A 23878-nucleotide genomic window follows, 5' to 3' on the forward strand; every position below is an offset into this window, starting at 1 on the left:
AACTCCACCCCTCCGCTCCAACCCATCTCCCACTCGGCGTTCTGCAGCTGTAGACGGTGTAGGTATCCGCTTGGGCTTGGGCGGTTGCGAGGAGGAGGAAAGTTGTGAGGAGGAGCGGGAGGAGGTGTTTGGGGGTCTTCATTTCGTGCGACCTCTTGTGGTTGTGGTCAGAAGCCGGCGAACTCGCCGGCGGAGCTGGGTGGCGGGGGCGGGTTCTCGGGCGGGGGTGGCTCGCTGAAGGCGGCGGGCTTGCTCGGCAACGGCGGATCGTCCTGCGAGGTCGACGCGACGGTTGCGGGGGCCGTGGTCGTGCGATCGCCTGCATCCGCATCCGCATCCGGATCGGCACCGGCGCGATCCTGGTCGGCTGACCACTCGGGCGACCGCTGTCGCGACGCACTCACGCGGCTCTCCGTGCGCTTTCGCGACGCGGCTTCCGATCTGTCTCCCTGGTCTGCGAACTGCTCCGCGGGAGCCGTCGCGTCGCCGTGGCTCCCGCCTGCGCTCGAACCGCCCCGTGGGCGGGCGGTCGAGGCGGATCCGGGGGTCCATTCCGCGACCGTGCTGAGCAACTCCGCGCCCGGCCACTCCGAGCCGGCCGCGAATTCGCTCTGGCCTTCCTCGTCGGAGGCGTCCGTCAGGTGCGGGTCGGAACTGGACGAGCCTCCTGCACCACCGGGCGGCACGTTCGGTTCGAGCGGCGGCGCTGTGGTGAGGGCGCCCGAGCCGACTGTCGTACCGTCCGCAGTCGCGATCGGAGCGTTCAGATTCGCTGCCGCCACCTGCGCCGCGGGCACTCTCTTCACACCCGCGGTCGCCGCCTGCTCGATCGCCGCGCCGCCACCGGCGACCGCGACCGTCGAGGCCGCGACGGCTGCCAGCTTTGCGCCGGGCAGCGCGTCGACCGCCGACTGCACCCGCAGCACGGACACGCTCGCTCGATCGAGCGCGCCGTGCACCAGCGCCCCCAGATGGCGCGCGATCCCACCTCCGGGTCCGCTCGCCGCACCGACCGCATCCACCGCAGCCGCCCCGTGATCGGTCGCTGCCGCAGCAGCCGCCCCGTGATCGGCCGCCGCCGTGCCGCCAGCCACTCCAGCGCCGCTGGCGACACCCGCCACTCCCACCGCCCCCAGGACCACCGGCAGCACCGCCACCGGCAGGAGCGCGCGAAGCTGGCTCGGGAGCTCGTGGAAGGCTCGCAGGGTCGCCTGGCAGCTCGTGCAGGCACGCAGGTGGGGGCGCAGCTCCGCGACCTCTCTGGCCGTCGCCTCGCCGTCGGCGAAGATCGACAGCAGCGGGAGCCAGCGTTCGCACTCGGCGCCTGAGTCGATCGCGTCGAGGCGGCGGCGCAGCGCGCGGCGACCCTCCGTCACGACGCGGTTGCATCTGGTGTACGACCAACTCGTCCGCTCGCAGATCTCGCGATAGGAGAGGCCCTCCGCGCGCAGCACCAGCGCGGTCAGCTCCTGCGGCTTGAGGCGGCCGAGCGCCTCCGCCGTGTGGGCGAGGCGCTCGAACCGCTCGACGCGCTCGGCCGGGTCGTTCAGCGACGCGCCGTGGCGGTCGTCGTCGAGCTGGACGCGGTTGAGCGACCGCTCGCGATCGGCGCGCACCTGCAGCGACTCGTGGCGCAGAACCGTCCGGATCCATGAGAGCAGGTTCTCCGGCGGCTCCTGGCGCATCCGCCGCACGAGCTTCTCGAGCGCGCGCTGGTACGCGTCCTGCGCGTCGTCGGCGCAGATCGAGAAGCGGCGTGCGAAGCGCAGCAGCTCCCCGGCGTGCTCGCGCAGCAACTCGAGCACCTCGTCTTCCACGGCATCGTCCCCATGCCGTCCCGGCGTCCGTCCCATCGCGACCTCTTCCCCGGTTTTCGCGGTGAGCTGGCGCATCGGCGACGCGCCAGCTCCACGTGGCTGTCAATCGGCAGCCAGAGCCCGAGAAAGATGTCTTTCTCCCCCAACGAAAGAGGAAAAGTCCGCAAATTGCGGATAGAGACGGTCTTGTTTACGGATATTCGTCCAGCGCCCTTACGGCGTCACGGACGTATTTCCGTGCTGACTATGCAGCGCTGGGACGCGCCAGAAAGCGCGTCAGAGGCCGAGCGCCGCGGCAGCGCGCTCGTACACGTCGGCGTCGGGCTCGCCCTCCGCGACGCCGAGCGTCGCGCGTCTCGGGCGGGCCCAGTTCCAGAGGCCGACGTCGAGCACCTCGATCGGCAGCTCGGCGGCCTCTGCGAGGTCCGCGGCACGTCTCTCGAGCAGCAGCGTGTCGCCGATTCCGAAGACGCGCTTGGCGGCGACCGTCGTCTCGTCCGCGCCGCCGAGTCCGAGTGTCGAGGCGCTGATCTCGTAGACGCCGAGACGGCCGAGCGTGACGAGCAGGTCGTAGCGCGCGTCGCGCGAGAAGCCCTTCACCGCGAGCCGCTCGAACAGCCGCTGCGAGCGCCGCGCGGGCGTCCACGAGCTCTCACCGGTGAACGCTCTCTGCTGCGTGCCGGCACGCTTCACCCAGGCGCGATAGCCCTCGATCGTCGAGGTCCCTCTCTCGCGCGTGTGCGACGTGCGCGGGCCGAGCTGGGCGCCGTCGAGGTCGGGCAGCTCGCCCGAGACCCAGGTCGTGCGCACCGCCTTGACGCCGGCGAACGGATCGTCGCCGTCGAGCGGGCCGAGGTAGGCGATCAGGAAGGCCAGCCAGGTCGCCTCCTCCAGGTCCGAGTCAGACCCGACGGACGCATAGAGCCCGGTCGGCGCGACTGCGAGCGTGGCGAGCCGGGCGCTCGCGAACGCAAGCTCCTCCGCCAGCCGCTCGGCGTCCGCGGTCGCTCTTATCCCCGGCACCAGCACGGAGCTGTAGCCGTCGGCACCGGCGCGCGCGACGCGGCGCACTCTCAGATTGTTGTTGCTCGAACGGGTCCTGGCAGTCCTGCCGGTCGTCGGCGTCTTGCGCGTGACGTGACCGCCGGAGCTTCTCAGCCCGGTCGAGCGCGGACCCGCCTTCTCGGCTTCCTCACGGGAGCAGACCGGGCAGTTTGCGGCGAAGCGGTTATGGCGGCAGAACGACGGCACGGCGACCCCTCTCAATATAGGGATCGAAGCAGCATGTCTGCACTCAGACTCCGAACTCCTCTTCCCCGGTCATACGGGCGATGCCGCCGAGGAACAGCTCGCCGGCGAAGCGGGCCGTCCGCTCGACCTCCGGGACGGGCTGCTCGACCAGCCGGATGCCGAGCTCGAACGCCACCCCGCCCATCGCCGCGGAGAGGTAGTCGAGGTCGATCGTGGGCGCCAGCTGCTTGCGCTGCGCGAGCGTGCTGAGGTCCTCGAACAGCTCGACGATCCCCGCCTCCAACGCCGGCGTGTCGAACATCGTCTGGACCGTGCCGGCGTTGCGCCGCAGCAACTCGAACAGCGGCCGATCCTCGACGATGAAGGAGAAGTAGACGCGGAAGCCCTCCAGCACGACGGCGTCGAGCGTCGTCTCGCGCTGGCGCACCGCGCGCAGCCGCCTGCGCAGCTCCTGCGTGCGTTCCTCCAGCACCGCGTGGAAGACCGACGCCTTGTCCGGGAAGTAGTTGTAGAACGTGCCCGACGCCAGCTCCGTGCGCCGCACGACGTCGCGGATCGAGGCGGCGTCGTAGCCCATCTCGATGAAGACCTCGCAGGCCGCGTCGAGGATCGCGCGGCGGTTCTGCGCCTTCGTGCGCTCACGCCTTCCCGGCGCGGCGGCGGCCGAGCTCACGTCGCGGCCTCGACCTCGACAGCCGCGCCGGCGCCGGCACCCGCGCCGCCGTTCACCGCCGCGACCGTGCCCGTCCCGGCCTCGGCCACCGCCGCCACCGGCAGCGCGAATCCGCGCTCGCACATGCGCCGGGCGCCCGCGCGCCGCTCGCGCCGCAGGTCGTGCAGGTAGTTGTCGAAGTCGACCTGCATCGTGTGGCGCGCGGAGGCGACGTAGCGCTTGTGCATCCGCGCGCGCTCGCGCGCGACGTCGGCCGCCAGCGCGGCCGGGTCCGGCAGCGCGTACTCGCCGCGCAGGTACTCGGCGATCCATCTCCCCTGCGCCTCGGCGAGCGGCATGATCGCCCCGAGCGGCTGCAGCAGCCCGACGAAGAAGACATCGTCGTGCTGCGGGTGGAAGACGCGCCGGAACAGCGGCAGGTCGTTGTCGGGCGCGGACAGGAAGTCCGCGTCGAAGAACGGGAAGGTGACCTTGTAGCCCGTGCACCAGACGATCGCGTCGACCTGCTCGACGGTGTCGTCGCTGAAACGCACGCTGTCGCCCTCCAGCCGAGCGATCCCCGGCTTGTACGTCATCTCGCCGTGCGCGAGGCGGTTGAGGAAGTCGGCCGATATCGTCGGGTGCGACTCGCCGAGCTGATGGTCGGGGCGCGGCAGGCCGTAGTCCTCCACGCGCCCGACGCCGATCCGGTACAGGCCGCGCAGCACCGTCTTGCGCACGCCCCACGGGACCGCGCCGGTGAAGCGGTTGACGCCGATCTGGTCCAGCGGGCGGCCGAACATGTACTTCGGCAGCACGTGCGCGCCACGCCGCGCCGACAGGAACGTGCGCTCGGAGACGAAGCTCGACTCGACCGCGATGTCCATCGCGCTGTTGCCGAAGCCGACGACCAGCACGCGTCTGCCCTCGAACGGTCTGTTGTCGACGTAGTGGTGCGCGTGCGACTGCGCGCCGTCGAACGTGCCGGGATAGGCGGGCTCGGGCCAGCGCGGGTCCCAGTGATGGCCGTTGGCGACGACGAGCGCGTCGTAGCGGCGCGTCTGGCCCGTGTCCAGGCGCACGTCCCAGACGCGGTCGGCGCCGCGCTCGGCGCGCTCGACGCCGGTCTCGAAGAGGATCCTGTCGCGGAAGCCGAAGTGGTGGACGTAGGCGTCGAAGTAGTCGGCGATGTGGGTGTGGTGCGGGAAGTCCGGATACCACTTCGGCATCGGGAAGTCGCTGTACGCCATCCGCTCGCGCGAGGTGTTGATGTGCAGCGAGCGGTACGCCGCCGACATCCCGTTGCTGTTGCCGAAGACCCAGTTGCCGCCGACGCGGTCGGACTTCTCGATGCAGTCGAACGGGATCCCGCGCTCGTGCAGCGCCTTCGCGGCGGCGATCCCGGACGAGCCGGCACCGATGATGCAGACCGACGGCAGCGTGGTCATCGGAGCGTCTCCTTCTCTCTCCAAAAGTGACGGTGGCGTCACTTTAGTCGTGCGCGGTCGCGCGGGTCAAGCGCGAAGGTTCACGCGTGCGCGTCGACGGGTCTCGGCGCGTCGCCCTGCTTGCGGTGCTCGCGGCCGGCGCGGATGACCTCCTTGAAACTCCTGAATCTGAAGATCAGCGCAAGCGCCCCGAACGCCATCGACGCCGCGCCGACCGTGATCGCGATCTGCTGGCCGACCGAGAACGCCGCCACCTCCGCACCGGTCGCCGCGCCCGCGAAGACGGTCAGCAGCAGCGCCTGCTGCACGCCGGCGCCGCCCGGCGTGAACGGCATCAGCATCGCGACGACCTGCACGCCCAGCACCAGCAGCGCGTTTCTGATCCCGCCGCCGATGTGGAACGCGTCGAGCAGGAACCAGTAGGTGAAGAAGCGCGAGACCCACGCGGCCGACTGCCACGTGACCATCTCGCGGAAGTAGCGACGGCGGTCGGTCAGGATCGTGAAGCCCTGGCGCACGCGCGCCCAGAACGCCTTCACCCTCGCCGACAGCAGCGCGAACGCCACCAGCACCGCGATCCCCAGCACCGTCAGGAAGAACAGCAGGAAGCGCGGGTGCGAGGCGAAGAAGGAAAGATCGAATGCGGGGAGTTTCGAGAAGTCGGGCGGTTTCGGGAAGACGCCCTGCGTGAAGGCGAACAGCAGGATCACGATGTTGACGACGTAGTCGAACACGAGCCCCGTCCAGAGCGCGGCGATGATCGCCGGATAGCTCGAGTTCGGGATCGATATGCGCGTCAGGAAGTACTGCACGATCGTCCCGCCGCCGAGCGGGAAGACCTGGTTGATGCCGACGCCGGAGACGTACGCGCCCCAGATGTCGCGCCAGCGGATCGTCTCGGCCGGATAGGCCGCCTGCACGGCGTTGAAGAGCGCGCGCGAGCGCAGCGTCAGGTAGCCGAAGTAGAACGCCAGCGCCAACAACAGCGCGAGCCAGTTGAGGCCGGCGAGATTCCCCAGAAACTCACCGACGGAGTCGAAGAAGCGACTGAGGTCGCTACCGAGCGAGGCGGTGACGAGCATCCGACCTCATGGTATGCGGAAGGGCCCGAATGCATCCGGGCCCCCCGCTGCCGAGGATCGTGGGGGAGACGATTCTCGGCGCAGCAGAACGGCTTGCGCCCTGCACGTGCAGCATACCCGCCCCGGGTGTCAGATCGGTCCGCCAGGACCGCTGAAGAAGTCCTCGCCGAGCCGCACGTTGCCGGCCACGTCGGCCTCGTGACGAAGCGTGTGGTCGACCTCGCCGTCCCACGCGCCGATCGCGAGCTTCTCGCGGTCGGCGTCCATCGGCGAGCCGCCGAGGTCGCGGTTGACGATCCGCGCGCACTTGCGTCCCTCGGCGATCGCGGTCACGACCAGCGACTGCCCGATGCGCGCGTCGCCGCAGGCGTAGACGCCCTCGGTCGAGGTGCGGTAGGTCTTCATCGTCTTGACGTTGCCGCGCGGGTCCTTCTCGACGCCGAGCTGGTCGACGAGGCCGTCGTGCTCGGGATGCGTGAAGCCGATCGCGATCAGCACGAGGTCGGCCGGCAGCGTGTACTCGCTGCCCTCGACGACCTTCAGGTCGCGCGAGGAGGAGCCGACGACCTTGCGCGCGTGCACGTGGGTGACCTTGCCGTCCTCACCGGAGAAGGCGTAGACCTCGGTGCCCCAGCGGCGCTCGCCGCCCTCCTCCAGCGCGTACGTCGTCTCCGTGCGCTTGGGCGGCAGCGGCCACGGCGTGCGCTCGTCGCGCCCGCCCTCGGGCAGCTCCTGGTACACGTCGAGGATCTTCGCGCTCGTCGCGCCCTCGCGGTTGGCGTTGGAGATGCAGTCCATGCCGGTGTCGCCGCCGCCGATCACGACGACGTTCTTGCCGGCCGCGACGATCTCGGTGCCGGGCGCGGGCGCTCTCGACGCGCGTCCCTCCTGCGCGGCGACCCAGCGATTGCGCTGGTAGAGGTAGTCCATCGCCGGGTGGATGCCGGACAGCTCGCGGCCCGGCGACTCGACGTCGCGCGGCACGCGCGAGCCGATCGCGACGACGACCGCGTCGTGCTCCTCGCGCAGCTCGTCCGCGGTGACGTCGACGCCGACGTCGACGCCGTACTCGAATCTGATCCCCTCGGCCTTGAGGATCGCGACGCGGCGGTCGATCACCGACTTCGGCAGCTTCGCGTCCGGCACGCCGAAGCGCATCAGGCCGCCGGGGCCCTCGTCGCGCTCGTAGACGGTCACGAAGTGGCCGGACTTGTTCAGCTCGGCGGCGACCGCGAGGCCGGCGGGGCCGGAGCCGATCACGCCGACCGTCTTGCCGGTGCGGCGATCCGGCGGCTCGGGGACGATCCAGCCTTCCTCGTAGGCGCGCTCGACGATCGACAGCTCGATCTGCTCGATCGTGACCGGGTCGTCGTTGACGGCCAGCACGCAGGCCGACTCGCACGGCGCCGGGCAGATGCGCCCGGTGAACTCCGGGAAGTTGTTGGTCGCGTGCAGCTGGACGATCGCGTCCTGCCACCTGTCGCGGAAGACGAGGTCGTTCCAGTCCGGGATCAGGTTGCCGAGCGGGCAGCCCTCGTGGCAGAACGGAATGCCGCAGTCCATGCAGCGCGCGCCCTGCTGCTGCAGCTCCTCGTCGGACTGCAGCGTGAAGTACTGGTCGTAGTCGTTGACGCGCTGCGCGGGGTCGCGCTTGTCGAAGCCGACACGCTGGATTCTCAGGAAACCGCCAAGCTCACCCATGTCGTGTCCTTCTCAGGCTTCGGCCGCCGTCGCGTGCTGCGCGACGCCGGTCTCTGTCTGCTCGCGCGCGGCGCGCTCGGCGAGCGCCCGCTTGTAGTCGCGCGGCATCACCTTCACGAACCGCTGCGCCGCGGTCTCCCAGTCGTCGAGGATCCGCTGCGCGACCTGCGAGCCGGTCCGCGCGGCATGCTCCGCGACGAGGTCCTTCAGCTCCGCCTCGTCGTGCTCCTCGAGCTCGTCGAGGTCGACCAGCTCCGGGTTGCAGAGCGACGCGAAGCGGTGCTGCTCGTCGTAGACGTAGGCGATCCCGCCGCTCATGCCGGCGGCGAAGTTGCGCCCGGTCGGGCCGAGCACGACGACGCGACCGCCGGTCATGTACTCGCAGCCGTGGTCGCCGACGCCCTCGACGACGGTCTCGGCGCCCGAGTTGCGGACCGCGAAGCGCTCCCCCGCAAGGCCGCGGAAGAACGCGCGGCCGCGCGTCGCGCCGTAGAGCACGGTGTTGCCGATGATCGGCGAGTTCTCGAGGTCGAAGGCGGCGTCCTTGGGCGGATGCACCGTCAGCACGCCGCCGGCAAGGCCCTTGCCGGTGTAGTCGTTCGTCTCGCCGACGAGCGTGAAGGTGACGCCGGGCATCAGCCAGGCGCCGAAGCTCTGACCGGCGGAGCCCTCCAGCGCGACGTCGATCGTGCCCTCCGGCAGGCCGTCCGGGCCCAGGCGCTTGGCGACCTGGCTGGAGAGGATCCCGCCGACGGTGCGGTTGACGTTGCGGACCGTCGCGCTCAGCTGCACTCTCGCCCCGCTGGCGAGCGCCGGCTCGGCCTCGCGCAGCAGCTCCCAGTCGAGCGCGTCGTCGAGCACCGGCTCCTGCGCGCGCGTCTGGTGCAGGGGCGTGCCCTCCTCCAGCTCCGGCATCGCGAAGACGGCGCTGAGGTCGACGCCGCGCGCCTTCCAGTGCTCGATCGCGCCGTCCATCTCGAGCAGGTCGGTGCGGCCGATCATCTCGGAGAAGCTGCGCACGCCGATCGACGCCATCAGCTGGCGCGTCTCCTCGGCGACGAAGAAGAGGTACTTGACGACGTGGTCCGGCGTGCCCTGGAAGCGCTTGCGCAGCTCCTCGTTCTGCGTCGCGATGCCGACCGGACACGTGTTCAGGTGGCAGACGCGCATCATGATGCAGCCCATCGCGATCAGCGGAGCGGTCGAGAAGCCGACCTCGTCGGCGCCCAGCAGCGCGGCGACGACGACGTCGCGGCCGGTCTTCATCTGACCGTCGGCTTGGACGATCACGCGCGAGCGAAGGTCGTTCAGCAGCAGCGTCTGCTGCGTCTCGGCGAGGCCGATCTCCCATGGCGTGCCGGCCGCCTGGATCGACGACTGCGGCGAGGCGCCGGTGCCGCCGTCATGGCCGGAGACGACGATGTGGTCGGCGTTCGCCTTCGCGACGCCGGCGGCGACGGTGCCGACGCCGACCTCGGAGACGAGCTTGACGGAGACCGTCGCGGTCGGGTTCGAGCAGCGCAAATCGTAGATCAGCTGCTTGAGGTCCTCGATCGAGTAGATGTCGTGGTGCGGCGGCGGCGAGATCAGGCCGACGCCCGCGGTCGAGTTGCGCAGCCACGCGATGTAGTCGTCGACCTTGTGGCCGGGCAGCTGGCCGCCCTCGCCGGGCTTGGCGCCCTGCGCCATCTTGATCTGCAGCTGGTCCGCGTTGACGAGGTAGTGCGGCGTCACGCCGAAGCGGCCCGAGGCGATCTGCTTGATCGCCGAGCGGCGCGCGTCGCCGTTCTCGTCGGGCGTGAAGCGGCTGGGGTCCTCCCCGCCCTCGCCCGTGTTCGATCTGCCGCCGATGCGGTTCATCGCGATCGCGAGCGCCTCGTGCGACTCGCGCGAGATCGCGCCCAGCGACATCGCGCCGGTCGAGAAGCGCTTGACGATCTCCTCCGCCGACTCGACCTCGTCGAGCGGGATCGGCTCGGCGAGTCTTCTGAGCTTCATCAGGCCGCGCAGCGACGCCTTGCGGGCCGCCTCGTCGTTGACGGCGCGGGCGAAGTCGTCGTACGTCTGGAGGGCGGTGCCGTCCTCGGTTCTGACCGCGTGCTGCAGCAGCGCGATCGTGTCCGGGTTCCAGATGTGGCGCTCGCCGTCGCGGCGCCACTGCAGCACGCCGCCGACGGGCAGCGTCTCGCGACCGGTGCGCGGGTAGGCGCGGAAGTGACGCTCCAGCGCCTCCTTCGCGAGCACGTCCATGCCGATGCCGCCGATCCGCGACGAGGTGCCGGTGAAGTAGGTCTTGACCAGCTCCGGCTCGAGGCCGACCGCCTCGAAGATCTGGGCGCCGCAGTACGACTGGATCGTCGAGATGCCCATCTTCGAGAACGTCTTCAGCAGCCCCTTGCCGATCGCTCTGACGATCCGCTGCTCGGCCGTCTCGCGGTCGAGGTCGACCGGCAGGCGGCCGTGGTCGGCCAGCTCGTCGAGCGACTCGAACATCAGGTACGGGTTTATCGCCGCGGCGCCATAGCCGATCAGCGTCGCCATGTGGTGGATCTCACGCGGCTCGCCGGTCTCGATCACGAGCCCGCAGCGCAGGCGCGTGCCCTCGCGCACGAGGTGGTGATGGACCGCGGCGACCGCCAGCAGCGACGGGATCGCGACGCGCTCGGCGCCGAGGTTGCGGTCCGACAGGATCACGATGTTGGCGCCCCGCTCGACCCACGTTGAAGCCTCGTCGCAGATCGCTCGGAGACGGCGCTCCATTCCGTCCGAGCCCTGCTCCACCGGCCACGTCAGGTCGATCGTGGCGGCGTGGAATATGTCGTGCGAGACCTGGCGCAGCTTCTCCAGCTCGTGGTTGCGCAGGATCGGCTGGCGCATGAACAGCTGATGCGCGTGCGCGGGGCTCTCGCTGAGCAGGTTGACCTCGGCGCCGAGCGAGGTCGCGAGCGACATCACGACCGACTCGCGGATCGGGTCGATCGGCGGGTTGGTGACCTGTGCGAAGAGCTGCTTGAAGTAGGCGAACAGCGGCGGCTGGCGATCGGACAGGACCGCGAGCGCGGCGTCGTTGCCCATCGACGCCGTCGGCTCCTCGCCGTTGACCGCCATCGGCGCGATCGTCATCCGCAGGTCCTCCTGCGAATAGCCGAACGCGAGCTGCTTGGAGCGCAGCGGCTCCACGCGCGGGGCGCGCGGGGCGCGCTCGGGCAGGTCGTCGAGGTTGACGACGCGCTCGGCGTACCACTCGCCGTACGGACGCTGGCCGGCGACTCTCGCCTTGACCTCCTCGTCCTCGACGATGCGGCCCTGCTCGAGGTCGACGAGGAAGACCTTGCCCGGCTGCAGGCGCCCCTTGCGGACGATCTCCGACGGCTTCGCCTTGATCACGCCGGTCTCGGAGGCGAGCACGACGTAGCCGTCGGTCGTCTGGACCCAGCGGCCGGGACGCAGGCCGTTGCGGTCGAGCGTCGCGCCGACCTGGGTGCCGTCGGTGAAGCAGATCGCGGCGGGACCGTCCCACGGCTCCATCACGCACGAGTGGTAGTCGTAGAAGCCGCGCACGGCCGGCGACAGCTCCGCGTTGTCGCGGTAGGCCTCCGGCACCATCATCATCACGGCGTGCGTGATCGGGCGGCCGTCGAGCACGAGCAGCTCGAGCACGTTGTCGAACGTCGCCGAGTCCGAGCCGCCGTCGCGCACGACCGGCATGATCTTCTCGAGGTCGTCGCCGAAGTTGTCCGACAGCAGCTGCGACTCACGCGCGCGCATCCAGTTGATGTTGCCGCGCAGCGTGTTGATCTCACCGTTGTGGGCGAGCATCCGGTACGGGTGCGCCAGCTCCCAGCTCGGGAACGTGTTGGTCGAGAAGCGCGAGTGCACGAGCGCAAGGCGCGAGACCATCCGCTCGTCCTTGAGGTCGGGGTAGTAGCCCGACATCTGCGGCGCGGTCAGCATGCCCTTGTAGACGATCGTGCGCGAGGAGAAGCTCGGGATCGCCAGCGCCGGGCCGGCGGCCTTCTCGATCAGGCGGCGGATCACGTACAGCTTGCGCTCGAACGCGAGCTGGTCTGGCAGCTCGTCGCTGGCGCCGACGAAGACCTGGCGGATGCGCGGCGCGGCCGCGCCGGCCATCACGCCGACGAACGCGTCGTCGACCGGCACGTCGCGCCAGCCGAGGACTCTCTGGCCCTCCTCGCGGATCGTCCGCTCGACAAGCTCGACGATGCGGTCGTGCTCGTCCTGCTCCTGCGACATGAACAGCACGCCGACGGCGAAGCGGCCGCGCTCGGGCAGCGGGAAGTCCGTGACCGCGCGGAAGAACTCGTCGGGCAGTTGCAGCAGGATGCCCGCGCCGTCGCCGGTCGTCGGGTCCGCGCCGGCAGCGCCGCGGTGCTCCAGGTTCTCGAGCGCGTAGAGCGCACGACCGACGACGCCGTGGTCGGCGTCCCCCGTGATCTTTGCCACGAACGCGACACCGCAGGCGTCGTGCTCATGTTCGGGGTGGTAGAGGCCAGCGGCCTGTGGCGGCTTGTTCGAGAGCATGAATCCTGTGTCCCGGCGGGCGTCGCGAACACTGAGAGGAGGCCAAAGGGTACCAGCGGACCGGCCCCCCATCAGCGCTCCACCAGCAGGAGAATCTTGATATGAGCGTCAGCCTGACGCGACTACCGGAGCCCCGCTCAGAGTCGCGTCGACGCTGCACGCCGCCGCATATGTTGACGCAACTTGGCCTGCGGCGGCGTCGCGGCTGAAACGGCGGACCACGTCGGCATGCGCTGCGACGCCCCGTCGAGCCCGCTCCGCCGGGCGATTGACGACCTCCACGAGCGCCTGCGCGAGGCCCGTTTCGTCGTCGGGTCCGACCAGCCAACCGGTCACGCCGTCGCGCACGATCTCGCCCGGACCCATCGCGTCGACCGCGACCGCGGGCAACCCGCAGGCCATCCCCTCGACCAGCACCGAGCCGAACTGCTCGCGCACCGACGGCAGCACGATCGCGTCGCCGGCGGCGAGGAACTCGGGCAGCACGTCGTGCTCCTGCCAGCCGGCGAGGAAGACGTCGCGCGCGCCGCTCGCCGCGATCGCGTCGTAGGGGTGCTCGCCCTCCCACTCGCCCGGATGGCCGCCGACGAGCACCAGCGGCGTGCGGCGCTCGAAGTCGCGCTGGGCGCGCGCGAAGGCGCGGATCAGCAGGCCGACGCGCTTGACCTCCGTGAAGCGGCCGACGTACAGCAGCACCGGGCCGCCGCCGTCGAACGCGGCGAGGTCGGCGTCGTCGTAGGCGACCGAGCCCTCGGGCGCACCGGGACGCCAGCCGCGCGGGCGCTCGACGAGGTGGCGCCGCCAATGGGCCCTGCGGTCCACTTCGACGTGGGCGAATCTGCGCGGGTCGACGCCGTTGGGGATCGCCACGCACGCCTCGGCGGGCAGGTCGAGCAACTGCTCGACGCGCGGCAACTGGCGCTCTGTCAGCACGATCGTGCGTTCGCAGCGCGCGGCCCAGCCGCGCATCCGCTCCGCCCACTGCTCGGCGTGCGGCCAGGAGGGCGGCGAGCCGGCGGCGATCTGCTCCAGCATCAGCAGCTCGGTCCCGTGCAGGTGCCCGACGACCGGGACGTGCGGCGCGACGCGGGCCGCCGCCTCGTGCAGCGGCGTCAGGTGGTGCAGGTGCAGGACGTCGGCCTCGGCGGCGCCGGCGCGCTGCAGCACACGCGCCCAGGCGGCGACGTGGCGCTCGTAGTCGACCTCGTCGAGCGCCGCGAAGACGCGGTCGGGCGCGTCCGGCCGATCCTCGTAGGAGCCCTGCAGTGCGGGCTCGGCGACGTTGGCGGCGTGGACGCGCAGGGGCGCGTAGAACTGTCTGGCGTCGCCGTGGCCGGGCAGCGAGCCGGACACGACGGTGACGTCCCAGCCGTGCGCCGGGAGCGCTGTGGCGAGGCCGCGGACGACGTGGGCGGAGCCACCGCGCGGGAAGAACGCGACGCCCATCAGGACGCGGCGTCTTTGTGGCAGAAGGCTCATGTGCCATCGACGCTAGCAGCGCGCCCGAGCGCCCGCGGATCATCGGTGCGCCGGATAAGCGCGCGGGCGCGCGCGAGGACGGGCCTGAGCCGCTCAGCGCCGCGCGAACGCGATCGCGGTCGAGATCGGCCGACCGCCCGGGATCACGACGTCCTGCTGGCCGCGCGGGAGGTTGCGCAGCAGGCCGCCGCAGACCAGCGAGGCGGAGCCGCCGCCGTCGAGGTTCATCGCCTGCTCCGCGCCGAGGTCGAGCAGCGTCGCGGCCAGCTCGTCGAGCGTCATACCGGCCTCGTCGTGGGCGCGGCCGTCGACGGCGACCGCCAGCAGCGTGCCGCCCGCCAGCGCGACCGCGGCGCGCGGGTAGCGGCCGTCGCTGATGTCGGAGTCGAACTGGGCGTGGCCGGCGGAGAAGCCCTCGGGGTCCTCCCCCGCCTGCACCGCGGCGGCGCCGTCGCGCACGAGCAGCGGACCGGCCTGCAGCAGGTCCCCGCGCGGCGCGGTGCAGAAGGCGCTGCGCGGCGCGATCGAGACGACACCGCGATCGACGTGCAGGCACGCGCGCTGCTTGTGCCACGGCGCTGCGAAGGCCGTGCTCTCGCGCGCGATCCCGTGCGTGCGGACCTCGCCGAGCGGACGGCCGTGCGGTCGCACGAAGAAGCCGCCGACGATCGCCTCCGCGACGCCGGTGCGCGCGCACCAGGTCGCGAGCGGCTCCGGTCTCGTCAGCCGCGCGACCCGCACGCGCGTGGCGGCGAGCTCGTGGGCGGCGACGTGGACCGTCGTGCGCGCGCCGTCGGCCAGCGTGACGCGCAGCGAGCGCAGGTGCGACAGCGGAACGGGGTCCGCACGGGGTGCGATGAGCGGGCTCATGAAGCGAAGCATGGGTCGCGATCCCTGCGACCACGTTGAGAAAGCGTAAACACCGTGTAACGCGGACGGTCACACGAAAATGTGAAAACGCCTGGAAAGCGCGTGCGGGAGCCGGCGCGCCGACCCCGCGCCGACGGGCGCGGACGCGCCGCCGGCGGGCGCTACTTCGCCGCGGCTCTCGCTCTGGCGGCTCTGGCCGGCGCTCTGCGCGCGCGTCTTCTGGTCGCGACCGGCTCGGGTCTGTCGCTGTCGCCGGCGCGCACGGTCGCGAGACTCGCTTCCAGCGCCGCCATCAGGTCCGGCACCTCGGTCGGCGCATCGGCGGTCGGCTGGACCGTGATCTCCTCGCCGGAGGCCTTGCGCTCGATCAGCTCAAGCACTCTCTCGCGGTAGTCGTCTCTGAACCGCAGCGGCTCGAACGGCGCCGACAGCGAGTCGATCAGCTGGCGCGCCATCGCGACCTCGCGCTCGTTCGCCTCGATCTCGCCGAGCGCCTCCAGCTCGTCGAGCCGCTCGGGCGAGTTGACCTCGTCGCCGAACAGCATCGTCGAGAGCATCATCACGCCGCCGGCCGGCCGCAGCGCGCACAGCTGCTGACGCGTGCGCAACACGAAGCGGCAGATCGCGACCTTGCCGGCGTCCTCCATCGCGCTCAGCAGCAGCCTGTACGCCTTCGCCCCACCCGTCGCCGGGGCCACGTGGTAGGCGCTGTCGTAGTAGACCGGGTCGATCTCCGACAGGTCGACGAACTCCTCCACGTCGATCGTCTTCGTCGCGCGCGGGTCGAGCGCGTCGAGCTCGTCCTGCGTGATCACGACGTAGCGGTCGGGCGAGACCTCGTAGCCCTTCACGATCTCCTCGAACGGGACCTCGGCCCCGTCGATCGCGCAGACGCGCTTCTGCTTCAGGCGGCCGCCGTCGGCAGCGTGCAGCTGGTTGAACCGCACCGTCTTCGGCGAGGTCGCGCTGTACAGCTTGACGGGTACGTTGACCAGGCCGAAGCTGATCGCACCACTCCAGATCGCACGTGGCATGGGACTGATCCTCTACCCCCGCGCCGCCGCGATCAAGCCGTGGGCGCGGGGTTGCATCAGCGATCCTCCGGCGCGATCGGCGACATCGTGTCGCCCATCCGCTCCAGCGAGCGCCGCAGCAGACGCGAGACGTGCATCTGCGAGATGCCGACGCGCTCGGCGATCTCGCGCTGCGTCAGGCCCGCGAAGAAGCGCAGCAGCACGATCCGCCGCTCGCGCTCGTTGAGCACGTGCAGGCCGCGGCTCAGCTCGATCCGCTCCTCCGCCAGCTCGAACTCGGGGTCCTCGGCGCCGATCCGCGCGACCGGCTCGCCGTCGTCGCCGAGCGGCTCCTCCAGCGGCACCGTGCTGTACGCCTGCGCGCCCTGCAGCGCTTCGAGCACCTGCTCGGGCGTCGTGCCGGTCGCCTCGGCGAGGTCCTCGATCGTCGGCGAGCGGCCGAGCTTGGTCGAGAGCCGATCGGCCTCGCGCGTGACGCGGGCGCTCAGCTCCTGCAGCCCGCGCGAGACGCGCACCGACCAAGCGCGGTCGCGGAAGTGGCGCTTGATCTCGCCGAGGATCGTCGGAACCGCGAAGGTGGAGAATCGCAGTTCGCGGGAAAGATCAAACCGATCGACAGCTTTGATGAGTCCGACGCAGCCGACCTGTTCGAGATCGTCGAGCGGCTCCCCGCGATTGGCGTAGCGGCGCGCGAGCGAGCGAACGAGCGGCATCATCCGCTCGATCAGCACGCGTCGCGCGACTTCGTCACGCTCTTCGTGCCACCGGCGGAGCAGCTCGTGCTCGTCACAGATAGTGGCATCAACCCTGACGCGAACGGCCGTTGCGGACACGGGTTGCGCCTCCTTATTCGGGTGCCCAGTCCTGTCTAGCCATGCTCGCGCTCACGAATTCGATGACAAGGTGGGCAGACCTGGTCACTGGTGAACAGCGGTCCGGTGCGGTACAACCCTAGGGTGGACAAAGGTGGACACACGGTCAGCGCAACCGAGTTCGCAACACTGACCGGCGTCTCGCGCGAGCGGCTGCGCACCTGGGAACGACGCTTCGGCTTCCCGCACCCGGCGCGCAGCGGCGCAGGGCCGCGCCGCTATGCGGTCAGCGACGCGCCCCGCGTGGTCGCGGTGCGGCGCGCGGCCGAGCAGGGCGTCCCGCTGCCGCAGGCCATCGAGGCGTCGGTGCTGGTCGCGGCGCCCGCGCTGTCGCAGGCGACGCTCGCTTCGGTCGTCGCCGCCGCGCCGACCCCGATCCTCGTCGTCGCCGGCCCCGAGCCGCTGCGGATCCTCTACGCCAACACCGCGCTGCCGGCCCTCGGCCAGGACGACCCGGCCGGAAGCCTGCTCGACACGCTCCCATGGTTCGCCGGCAGCGACCTGGAGCGAACGCTGCTGACGCTGTTCGCGACCGAGGCACCCGCGTTGGAGTGCGTGCACCCGACCTGGAGCGGCGGCGACGCCAGCGCCCGCTCGCTCGCCTACCGCCTGCCGCTGCAGCCGGGCGAGCCGCCGGCCGTCGCGATCGCCGGGATCGACCGCGCGCAGGACCGCCGCACGCGCAGGGACCTGATCGAGGTGCGCGACGAGCTGACACGACTGCGCGTGCGCGAGCGGCGCCAGGAGCGCTGGCTGGCGCTCGCGGCCGCGCTCGCGGAGCGCTTCCAGCGCGAGACCGGCGACGCGGTGATGGCGACGACGGCCGACACGCTCGTGCGCAGGCTGTCCGCCGTCGACGCCGGCATCGCCGTCTACATGGCCGGCGAGCTGGCGCTCGGCAGCTCCAGCCGCGGCCTGCTCGGCCCGCGCATGGTGACGGTCACCGGCTACGCCGACCTGACCGCGCTGATGCACGAGGGCCAGCCCGGCTGGCTGACCGACGCGGCGGGGCGCGCGTTCGGCGCTCCCGCCGGGCTGCACAGCCTGGCCGTGCCGATCACGGTCGTCGGCGAGACGCTCGGGGTCCTCGTGCTGGTCTTCGACGAGCCGACCGAGCTCGACGACGACGCCCGTCAGCTGCTGACGATCGTCTCCGCCGGGCTTGGCTTCACGCTATTGCGCGACCGGCTGCTGGAGTCCTCGAAGTAGCTCGTCTCAGACGGTGTGGCCGGTTCCGGCGCCCTCGCGCCGGGACATCACGAAGCGGTACAGGAACAGCACGAGCATCACGCCGATCACGGCGCCTATCAGCCCGCCGAGGTCGAAGATCTTGTCGTCGCCGATGTTCAGCAGCTCGGTGAAGATGAAGAAGCCGGCGAGCGCGCCGACGAGTCCCAGCAGGGTCGTGGCGATGAAGCCCTGCGGCTCGTGGTCGTCGCCTGGCATCAGCCATTTGCCGAGGTAGCCCGCGACGATGCCCAGGATGATCGCGCCGATCATGTGCCCTCCTTTGGTCGCCATCCGCACCGGCGGCGCGGATGCACTCCGGAGTATTCCCGTGCCGGCGGTGTTTCAGGCGCCCTGCGAGGGCGCGTCGACCAGCTCCGCCGTGAGCCGGTCGAGCGTCTGCTGCGGGTCGTCGCAGAGGCCCGTGTGGACCGGCGAGGGCTGCACGAGCGCGCTCGACGGAGCGGTCAGCCAGCCGAAGCGGTCGGAGCGGTCCATCCGCGCGACGGCGCCGGCCGCGGGATCGCCCGCCGCGATCCGCTCGATCGCTCTCAGATGACGCTCCAGCGCATCGAGCTCGAGCGCCGGGTCGAGCGCGCGCAGGCGGTCGCGGTCGACGCGCGTGCGGGCGGCGAGAAAGCGCCAGCGGCGGCTGTGCACGACGACCCCGACGTTGAGCGCCTCCCCGCGCGGCAGCGACGGCACGACGCGCAGGATCGCGTACTGGAAGACCTCACGCTCGCCGGGCACGCTCCGCCTCCTCGGCGAACGCGCGCGGCTGACGCAGCCGCGCCGACAGGTACTCGACGTAGCGCGCTGGCGCCGCGTCGCCCAGCCACGCGATCGGCACGCGCGCGACGAGCTGCTGCAGCAGCGCGTCGGTGACGAGCGGGGCGAGGCGCGCGTCGGCCTGCTCGATCGAGCCGGCGGCCGGCAGCAGCACGTGGTCGCGGATCGCCGCGAAGGTGCCGTCGGCTCTCGCCGGGTCGAGGCCGGCGTGCTGCTTGTAGAGCGCCGCGCCATGGTCGATCAGCCACAGTCTGCCGTGCCACGTCAGCAGGTTCGGATTGCGCGGCGTGCGATCGACGTTCTCCGTGTAGGCGTCGAGCCAGACGACCGCGGCCGCCAGCTGCGGATCGACCGGCGAACCCTCGATCGCCGGGTTGTACGGCAGCGAGCGCGGCAGGAAGTCGATCCCGACGTTGAGCCCGGCGCTCGCCTGCAGCAGCTCTTGGATCTCCGGATCCGGCTCGGCGTCGGGCAGATGCGGGTCGAGCTCGACGAAGACCTGCTCGGGCACCGGCAGGCCGAGCGCGCGCGCCAGCTCGCCGACGATCAGCTCGGCCACGAGCGCCTTCGCCCCCTGGCCGGCGCCGCGCAGCTTGACGACGTAGAGCCCGTCGTCGTCGGCCTCGACGAGCGCGGGCAGCGAGCCGCCCTCGCGCAGCGGCAGCACGTAGCGGGTGGCGGAGACGGTGCGCACGAGCGCGGAGGCTACGCGGTCGGCGGGACGGCCGGCGGGCGGAGCGCCCGCCCGCTTCGCCGGGGTCGATCGCGCCGACCGCTCGGTAGGGTCAGGCGGATGAGCGACGCGACCGATCGCACGCTGCGGCTCACGCTGCAGCTGCGCCTGAACGACTTCGACGTGCTGGGTCATCTCAACCAGGCCGTCTACCACGAGCTGCTGGAGCAGGGGCGGATCGGGATCCTCACCGCCCTCGGGGCCGACTCCAACCGCTACGTGCTCGCCCGCGTCGAGCTCGACTACCGCCGCGAGATCGCGGCGACGGTGCGCGAGGCGATCCTCGAGACGAGCGTCGAGGGGTACCGCAGATCCAGCATCAGGCTGTCCCAGCGGGTGCTGCGACCGGACGGCGAGCTGGCCGCGGAGGGCTTCACGGTCCTGGTCGGCTGGGACGGCGACGCGCGCAGATCGCGCCCGCTCGACGCAGCGGAGCGCGCGGCGCTGGCCGAGTGGATCGTGCCGGCGGCGGCCTAAGCCGCGTCGTCGCCGGGCGGCGTCTGCGCGTTCGGCTCGGCGCGTCTGGGCTGCACCGGTCTCGGCTCGACGCGCGCGATCGGCTCGCCGTTGAGGCTGACGGTCACGGAGCCGCCCGTTCTGCTGAGTCTGCGCAGCATCTCGGTCAGCTCTGTTCTGTCGTTGTGCGGTTGGTCACGACGGAGCATCCCTCCAGCGTAGCGGGGCGGGCTGCTCGGCTCGCCCACTGAGCACCCGAGCGGACGCGTCACAGGCCCGGCGGTCCCTGGGCGCGCAGCCGGACGCGTCGGGCGACGTCAGAACAGCTGTCCCTCGTGCGCCGCTCCCTGCGTCCGCTCCAGCGGCCATGAGCAGAGCGTGCCGCGGCCGGGGCAGCCGTCGCAGATGCGCGGGCCCGGATCCTCGGCGACGGCGAAGTCGCGCTTCAGGACGCGGTCGGCGCGCTGGCTCAGCTGCTCCGCCAGCGCGGGCTCGTCCTGGCGCCGGAAGGTCGCCGCGACCGTCGCCTCCGGGCGTTCCAGGAAGCAGTGGACCAGCTCCACCTCGGTCGCGCCGTCGCGCAGCGCGGCGAGCGCGTAGGCGGCGCGCTGGAGGCCGTAGGAGCGCCTCACGACCTCCTCGGGATCGGCGCCGGCGAGGCGGTCGGACTTCCAGTCGACGATCAGCGTCCGCCCCGGCTCGCGGGCGATCACGTCGAAGACGCCGACGAGCGGGAGGCTGCCGAGCTGGAACGCGAACGGCTGCTCGCGCCGCACGTCTCTCGCCTGCGCCAGCCGCTCGCGCAGCGGGCTCGCGAGGAATCTGACGACGAGCGCGCGCAGCTCGTCCAGCTCCTGCCGGCTCGGATCGACGCCGGCGCGCGCGGCGGCGCGTCTCACCGTCTCGGCATCCGGCGGCTGCGCCCGCACGAGGTCTATCTGCTCGAGCAGCTGATGGACGATCACGCCGCGCGTCGTCCCCAGCAGCCCGCCCCCGCCGCGCCCGGCGTGCGGGTCCTCGACGGCCGGCAGCCGCAGCACACGCTCCAGGTAGAAGCGATACCCGCATCTCGCATGCTGCTCCAACGCCGTGTAGGAGAGCGTCTGCACCGGCGCCGCGGGCGCAGCCGCCCGCAGCGCGACCGACCCGTCGTCCAGCTCGCGTGCGTTCTCCGGGTCCAGGAGACGTGGAGATCGCACCTGTTCGGACGCCGCGGTCTCGGCGACCGGCTCGGGCTCCGCCGCGGCGAGTGTCTGCGGGCGGACGATCTCGTACGCGATCGGCATGCCGCCGTTGTCGGCGATCCCACTCGGTGCGACGGAGTCGGGCGCCGCGAGGCGTCTGATGTCGGGCACGAACGCGGGGCCGATCCACGTCAGCGGCGGGGCGCCCGGCTTCGGGTCCGGCCACGGCTCGGTCGGCAGCGCGCCGGACAGGATCAGCTGCTCGCGCGCACGCGTCATCGCGACGTAGAAGAGGCGCGCCTCCTCGTCGGACTCGGCCCGCGCGCGAGCGTCGCCGATCGCCCTGTAGGCGAACGCCGGCTGCGCTCTGCCGCCGTCCAGCGCGCGCAGCTTCAGGCCGACGCGGCCGTCCTTGCCGACGCGCACGACGTCGCCGCCGGCCGAGGGCGAGCCGCGGCCGAGGTCGGCCACGCAGACGACCGGGAACTCGAGGCCCTTCGCGCGGTGGATCGTCATCAGGCGCACGGCGTCGAGCGCCTCGCCCTCGACCGGCGCCTCGCTCTCGCGGTCGGGCTCACGACTGTCGGCGCCGCCGCCCAGCTCCGTCACGAGGTCGACGAAGCCGCGCAGGTCGCGCCCATGTTCCGCCTCGAACTCGCGTGAGAGCCGCATCAGCTTGCGCACGTTCGCCAGCCGCCGCTCGCCGCCCGGCAGCCGCAGCAGCGCGAGGTCGTAGCCGGTTTGCGCCAGCACGCGATCGAGCAGCGATTCGAGGCTGTGGCGCGGTGCGCTGGCGCGCTCGGCGGGGAGCCAGGCGCGCAGCGCGACGATCCGCTCGCGATCATCCTGTCCCAGTCGTTGCAACAGTTGCTCGGAGGCGCTCAAGACCCACCACGGATCCGGCGCCTCCCCCTCGCGCCGCCGCTCGCGGGCGGTCGCGACGAGCTGGACGAGCGCGTCGCTCGAGAGGCCGATCAGCGGGGAGGCGAGCAGCGTCTGCAGTGCGACGCCGTCGCGCGGGTTGGCGAGCACGCCGAGGTAGGCGACGAGGTCGCGCACCTGCTGCTGGGACCAGTAGCCGCGGCCGCCGATCACGTAGGTCGGGACGCCGAGGTCGGTCAGCGCGCGCTCGTAGACGGCGAGGTCGCCGGTCGCGCGCAGCAGCAGCACGACGTCGCCGGCTCTGCGACCGCCGTCCAGCAGCGCCCGCACGCGTCCCGCCAGCGCGCGTGCCTCGGCGATCCGCCACAGCGGCGCGGGCGCCGCCATCCCCTCCGGCAGCAGCTGCGCGCCGGCCCAGTCGACTCTCTGGTCGACGACGATCAGCTCGACGCGCGGGCCGGCGACCGGCAGCGCGTCTGGCTGCTCGGTGCGCCCGGGGACCAGCGGCGTGAAGCTGGCGCCGAAGCGGGGGGCGAAGGCGACGTTGAGCGTCTCCAACACGTCGGCGTGGCTGCGGAAGTTGGTCGCCAGCGTCGCCGCTGCGCCGTGCTCGGCGAGCGCCTTGCGACGGCGCCGGAACAGCTCCACGTCGGCATGACGGAAGCCGTAGATCGACTGCAGCTCGTCGCCGACGGTGAACAGCCGCTCGCCCGCGATCCGCTCCAACAGCTCCAACTGCAGCGGATTCGTGTCCTGGAACTCGTCGACCATCACGTACAGGAAGCGCTCGGCGTAGCGGGCGCGCAGCTCGTCGTGCTCGCGCAGCAGGCGGTTGGCGCGCAGCTCGAGGTCCTCGAAGTCGACCGCGGACGCCGCATGCTTTGCCTGCTGGTAGCGCTCGCCGAAGCTGCGCAGCAGCGTGTCGAGCAGCGCGTGCACGGCGAGCCCGTGCGCGTCGGCGCAGGCGTCGGCGTATCTGGCGAGCGCGTCGCGGTAGCCCTCGCAGCCGTCGCCCGACAGCGCTCTGCCGTTTCTCGGCAGCGCGAGCCTGAGGATCTCGTTCGGCGTCGGCGGCAGCGCGCCGGGCGGTGCGGCGGCGATCCGCTGCAGCACTCTCTCGCACTCCACCAGCGCCAGCCGCGCTCTGAAGACCGTCTTGCCGTCTCTCGCGCCGACCGCCTCGGCCTCCGCCTGGCCGCGCGCGATCGCGAGGGCGACGCGGGCCGGCTCCAGCGGTGCGGGGTGCGGCGCGGGCAGCTCCGGATGCTCCTGCCCGCGGCTGCGCAGCTCGCCGTGCAGCGACATGATCGCGGCGCGCAGCTCGAGCGGTCTGTAGGCGGCGATCAGCTCCAGCGCGGGGTCGCCGTGGTCCTCCGCGAGCTGGTCGAGCGCCTGCTCGAAGGCGACCGCGGCGAGCTGTCTGGAGGCGTTGTCGTCGAGCACGCTGAAGCGCGGGTCGATCCCCGCGGCGAGCGGATGGGTCCGCAGCAGCCGCGCGCAGAAGCCGTGGATCGTCGAGACCCATGCGCCCTCGGTCGCGCGCGCCAGCTCCGGCTCGCCGGCCGCCTCGAAGCCGCGCCGCACGCGCTCCTTCAGCTCCGACGCCGCCTTCTCGGTGAACGTGATCGCGAGGATCCGCGCGACGTCGACGTCGTCCTGCAGCACCGCGCGCACGAACCGCGCGGCCATCACGGACGTTTTTCCGCTGCCGGCGTTGGCGGTCAGCAGCAACCCGCCGCGATGCTCGATCGCGGCGCGCTGCTCGGGGGTGAACGGGACGGAGGCGCTCACGCGGCGCCCACCGTGCCAGGGAACGCGAGAGCGAGCCGCAAGGCGAGTTCCCGCCTGTGACGCAAGGC

General features: G+C 71.7%; 18 protein-coding genes. 2 read left to right on the forward strand and 16 right to left on the reverse strand.

Annotated features, from left to right (window positions below):
- Window positions 1–167: 167 nt before the first annotated feature.
- The 11 genes from Q7L65_RS02250 to Q7L65_RS02300 form a co-directional block, all read right to left on the reverse strand.
- The gene (locus tag Q7L65_RS02250; protein WP_304718589.1) at window positions 168–1817 is read right to left on the reverse strand and encodes a sigma-70 family RNA polymerase sigma factor; all 1650 of its coding nucleotides are present in this window, start codon (window positions 1815–1817) and stop codon (window positions 168–170) included.
- Between the two features lie 276 nt (window positions 1818–2093).
- Entirely contained in the window at window positions 2094–3083 is a 990-nt protein-coding gene (locus Q7L65_RS02255; RefSeq protein ID WP_304718590.1) for a hypothetical protein, read from the reverse strand.
- A gap of 28 nt (window positions 3084–3111) precedes the next feature.
- A complete protein-coding gene (locus tag Q7L65_RS02260; RefSeq protein ID WP_304718591.1) occupies window positions 3112–3741 on the reverse strand; it encodes a TetR/AcrR family transcriptional regulator in 630 nt (209 codons plus the stop codon).
- Window positions 3738–5168 carry an NAD(P)/FAD-dependent oxidoreductase gene (locus Q7L65_RS02265; protein WP_304718592.1) on the reverse strand — a complete coding sequence of 477 codons (1431 nt, stop codon included), beginning with the start codon at window positions 5166–5168 and terminating at the stop codon, window positions 3738–3740. The genes Q7L65_RS02260 and Q7L65_RS02265 overlap by 4 nt, the downstream gene beginning before the upstream one ends.
- Window positions 5169–5248: 80 nt before the next feature.
- The gene (locus Q7L65_RS02270) at window positions 5249–6250 is read right to left on the reverse strand and encodes a lysylphosphatidylglycerol synthase domain-containing protein (RefSeq protein ID WP_304718593.1); all 1002 of its coding nucleotides are present in this window, start codon (window positions 6248–6250) and stop codon (window positions 5249–5251) included.
- 129 nt (window positions 6251–6379) lie between these two features.
- Window positions 6380–7951 carry a glutamate synthase subunit beta gene (locus tag Q7L65_RS02275; RefSeq protein WP_304718594.1) on the reverse strand — a complete coding sequence of 524 codons (1572 nt, stop codon included), beginning with the start codon at window positions 7949–7951 and terminating at the stop codon, window positions 6380–6382.
- A gap of 12 nt (window positions 7952–7963) precedes the next feature.
- On the reverse strand, window positions 7964–12493 hold the full coding sequence (gene gltB / locus Q7L65_RS02280) for a glutamate synthase large subunit (protein ID WP_304718595.1): 4530 nt from the start codon (window positions 12491–12493) through the stop codon (window positions 7964–7966).
- Between the two features lie 108 nt (window positions 12494–12601).
- On the reverse strand, window positions 12602–13972 hold the full coding sequence (locus tag Q7L65_RS02285; RefSeq protein ID WP_304718596.1) for a glycosyltransferase family 4 protein: 1371 nt from the start codon (window positions 13970–13972) through the stop codon (window positions 12602–12604).
- 93 nt (window positions 13973–14065) lie between these two features.
- Entirely contained in the window at window positions 14066–14842 is a 777-nt protein-coding gene (locus Q7L65_RS02290) for a phosphodiester glycosidase family protein (RefSeq protein WP_304718597.1), read from the reverse strand.
- A 161-nt stretch (window positions 14843–15003) separates the two neighbouring features.
- Window positions 15004–15876 carry a Ku protein gene (locus tag Q7L65_RS02295; RefSeq protein ID WP_304718598.1) on the reverse strand — a complete coding sequence of 291 codons (873 nt, stop codon included), beginning with the start codon at window positions 15874–15876 and terminating at the stop codon, window positions 15004–15006.
- Between the two features lie 56 nt (window positions 15877–15932).
- Entirely contained in the window at window positions 15933–16592 is a 660-nt protein-coding gene (locus Q7L65_RS02300; RefSeq protein WP_370552504.1) for a SigB/SigF/SigG family RNA polymerase sigma factor, read from the reverse strand.
- A gap of 240 nt (window positions 16593–16832) precedes the next feature.
- Between Q7L65_RS02300 and Q7L65_RS02305 the strand changes: the two genes are divergently transcribed.
- Window positions 16833–17957 (forward strand): MerR family transcriptional regulator, encoded by a 1125-nt coding sequence (locus Q7L65_RS02305; RefSeq protein ID WP_304718600.1) that lies wholly within the window; start codon window positions 16833–16835, stop codon window positions 17955–17957.
- A gap of 6 nt (window positions 17958–17963) precedes the next feature.
- Here Q7L65_RS02305 and Q7L65_RS02310 read toward each other — a convergent pair whose 3' ends face one another.
- From Q7L65_RS02310 to Q7L65_RS02320, 3 genes are all read right to left on the reverse strand, one after another.
- Window positions 17964–18248: a GlsB/YeaQ/YmgE family stress response membrane protein gene (locus Q7L65_RS02310; protein ID WP_304718601.1), complete on the reverse strand. Its 285-nt coding sequence runs from the start codon at window positions 18246–18248 to the stop codon at window positions 17964–17966.
- A 72-nt stretch (window positions 18249–18320) separates the two neighbouring features.
- Complete coding sequence (locus tag Q7L65_RS02315) at window positions 18321–18725, reverse strand: DUF3037 domain-containing protein (RefSeq protein WP_304718602.1); 405 nt, start codon at window positions 18723–18725, stop codon at window positions 18321–18323.
- On the reverse strand, window positions 18709–19458 hold the full coding sequence (locus Q7L65_RS02320) for a HipA family kinase (protein WP_304718603.1): 750 nt from the start codon (window positions 19456–19458) through the stop codon (window positions 18709–18711). The genes Q7L65_RS02315 and Q7L65_RS02320 overlap by 17 nt, the downstream gene beginning before the upstream one ends.
- 99 nt (window positions 19459–19557) lie before the next feature.
- Here Q7L65_RS02320 and Q7L65_RS02325 point away from each other — a divergent pair, with 99 nt between their 5' ends.
- Complete coding sequence (locus tag Q7L65_RS02325; protein WP_304718604.1) at window positions 19558–19974, forward strand: thioesterase family protein; 417 nt, start codon at window positions 19558–19560, stop codon at window positions 19972–19974.
- On the opposite strand, the gene Q7L65_RS02330 is transcribed toward Q7L65_RS02325, so the two are convergent.
- Both Q7L65_RS02330 and Q7L65_RS02335 read right to left on the reverse strand, forming a co-directional pair.
- Complete coding sequence (locus Q7L65_RS02330) at window positions 19971–20162, reverse strand: hypothetical protein (protein WP_304718605.1); 192 nt, start codon at window positions 20160–20162, stop codon at window positions 19971–19973. The genes Q7L65_RS02325 and Q7L65_RS02330 overlap by 4 nt on opposite strands.
- A gap of 108 nt (window positions 20163–20270) precedes the next feature.
- Window positions 20271–23810: a UvrD-helicase domain-containing protein gene (locus Q7L65_RS02335; RefSeq protein WP_304718606.1), complete on the reverse strand. Its 3540-nt coding sequence runs from the start codon at window positions 23808–23810 to the stop codon at window positions 20271–20273.
- Window positions 23811–23878 lie beyond the last annotated feature (68 nt).

Origin of the sequence: Conexibacter sp. CPCC 206217 (assembly GCF_030646165.1) — a bacterium.
In the GTDB taxonomy this organism is placed as follows: domain Bacteria; phylum Actinomycetota; class Thermoleophilia; order Solirubrobacterales; family Solirubrobacteraceae; genus Conexibacter.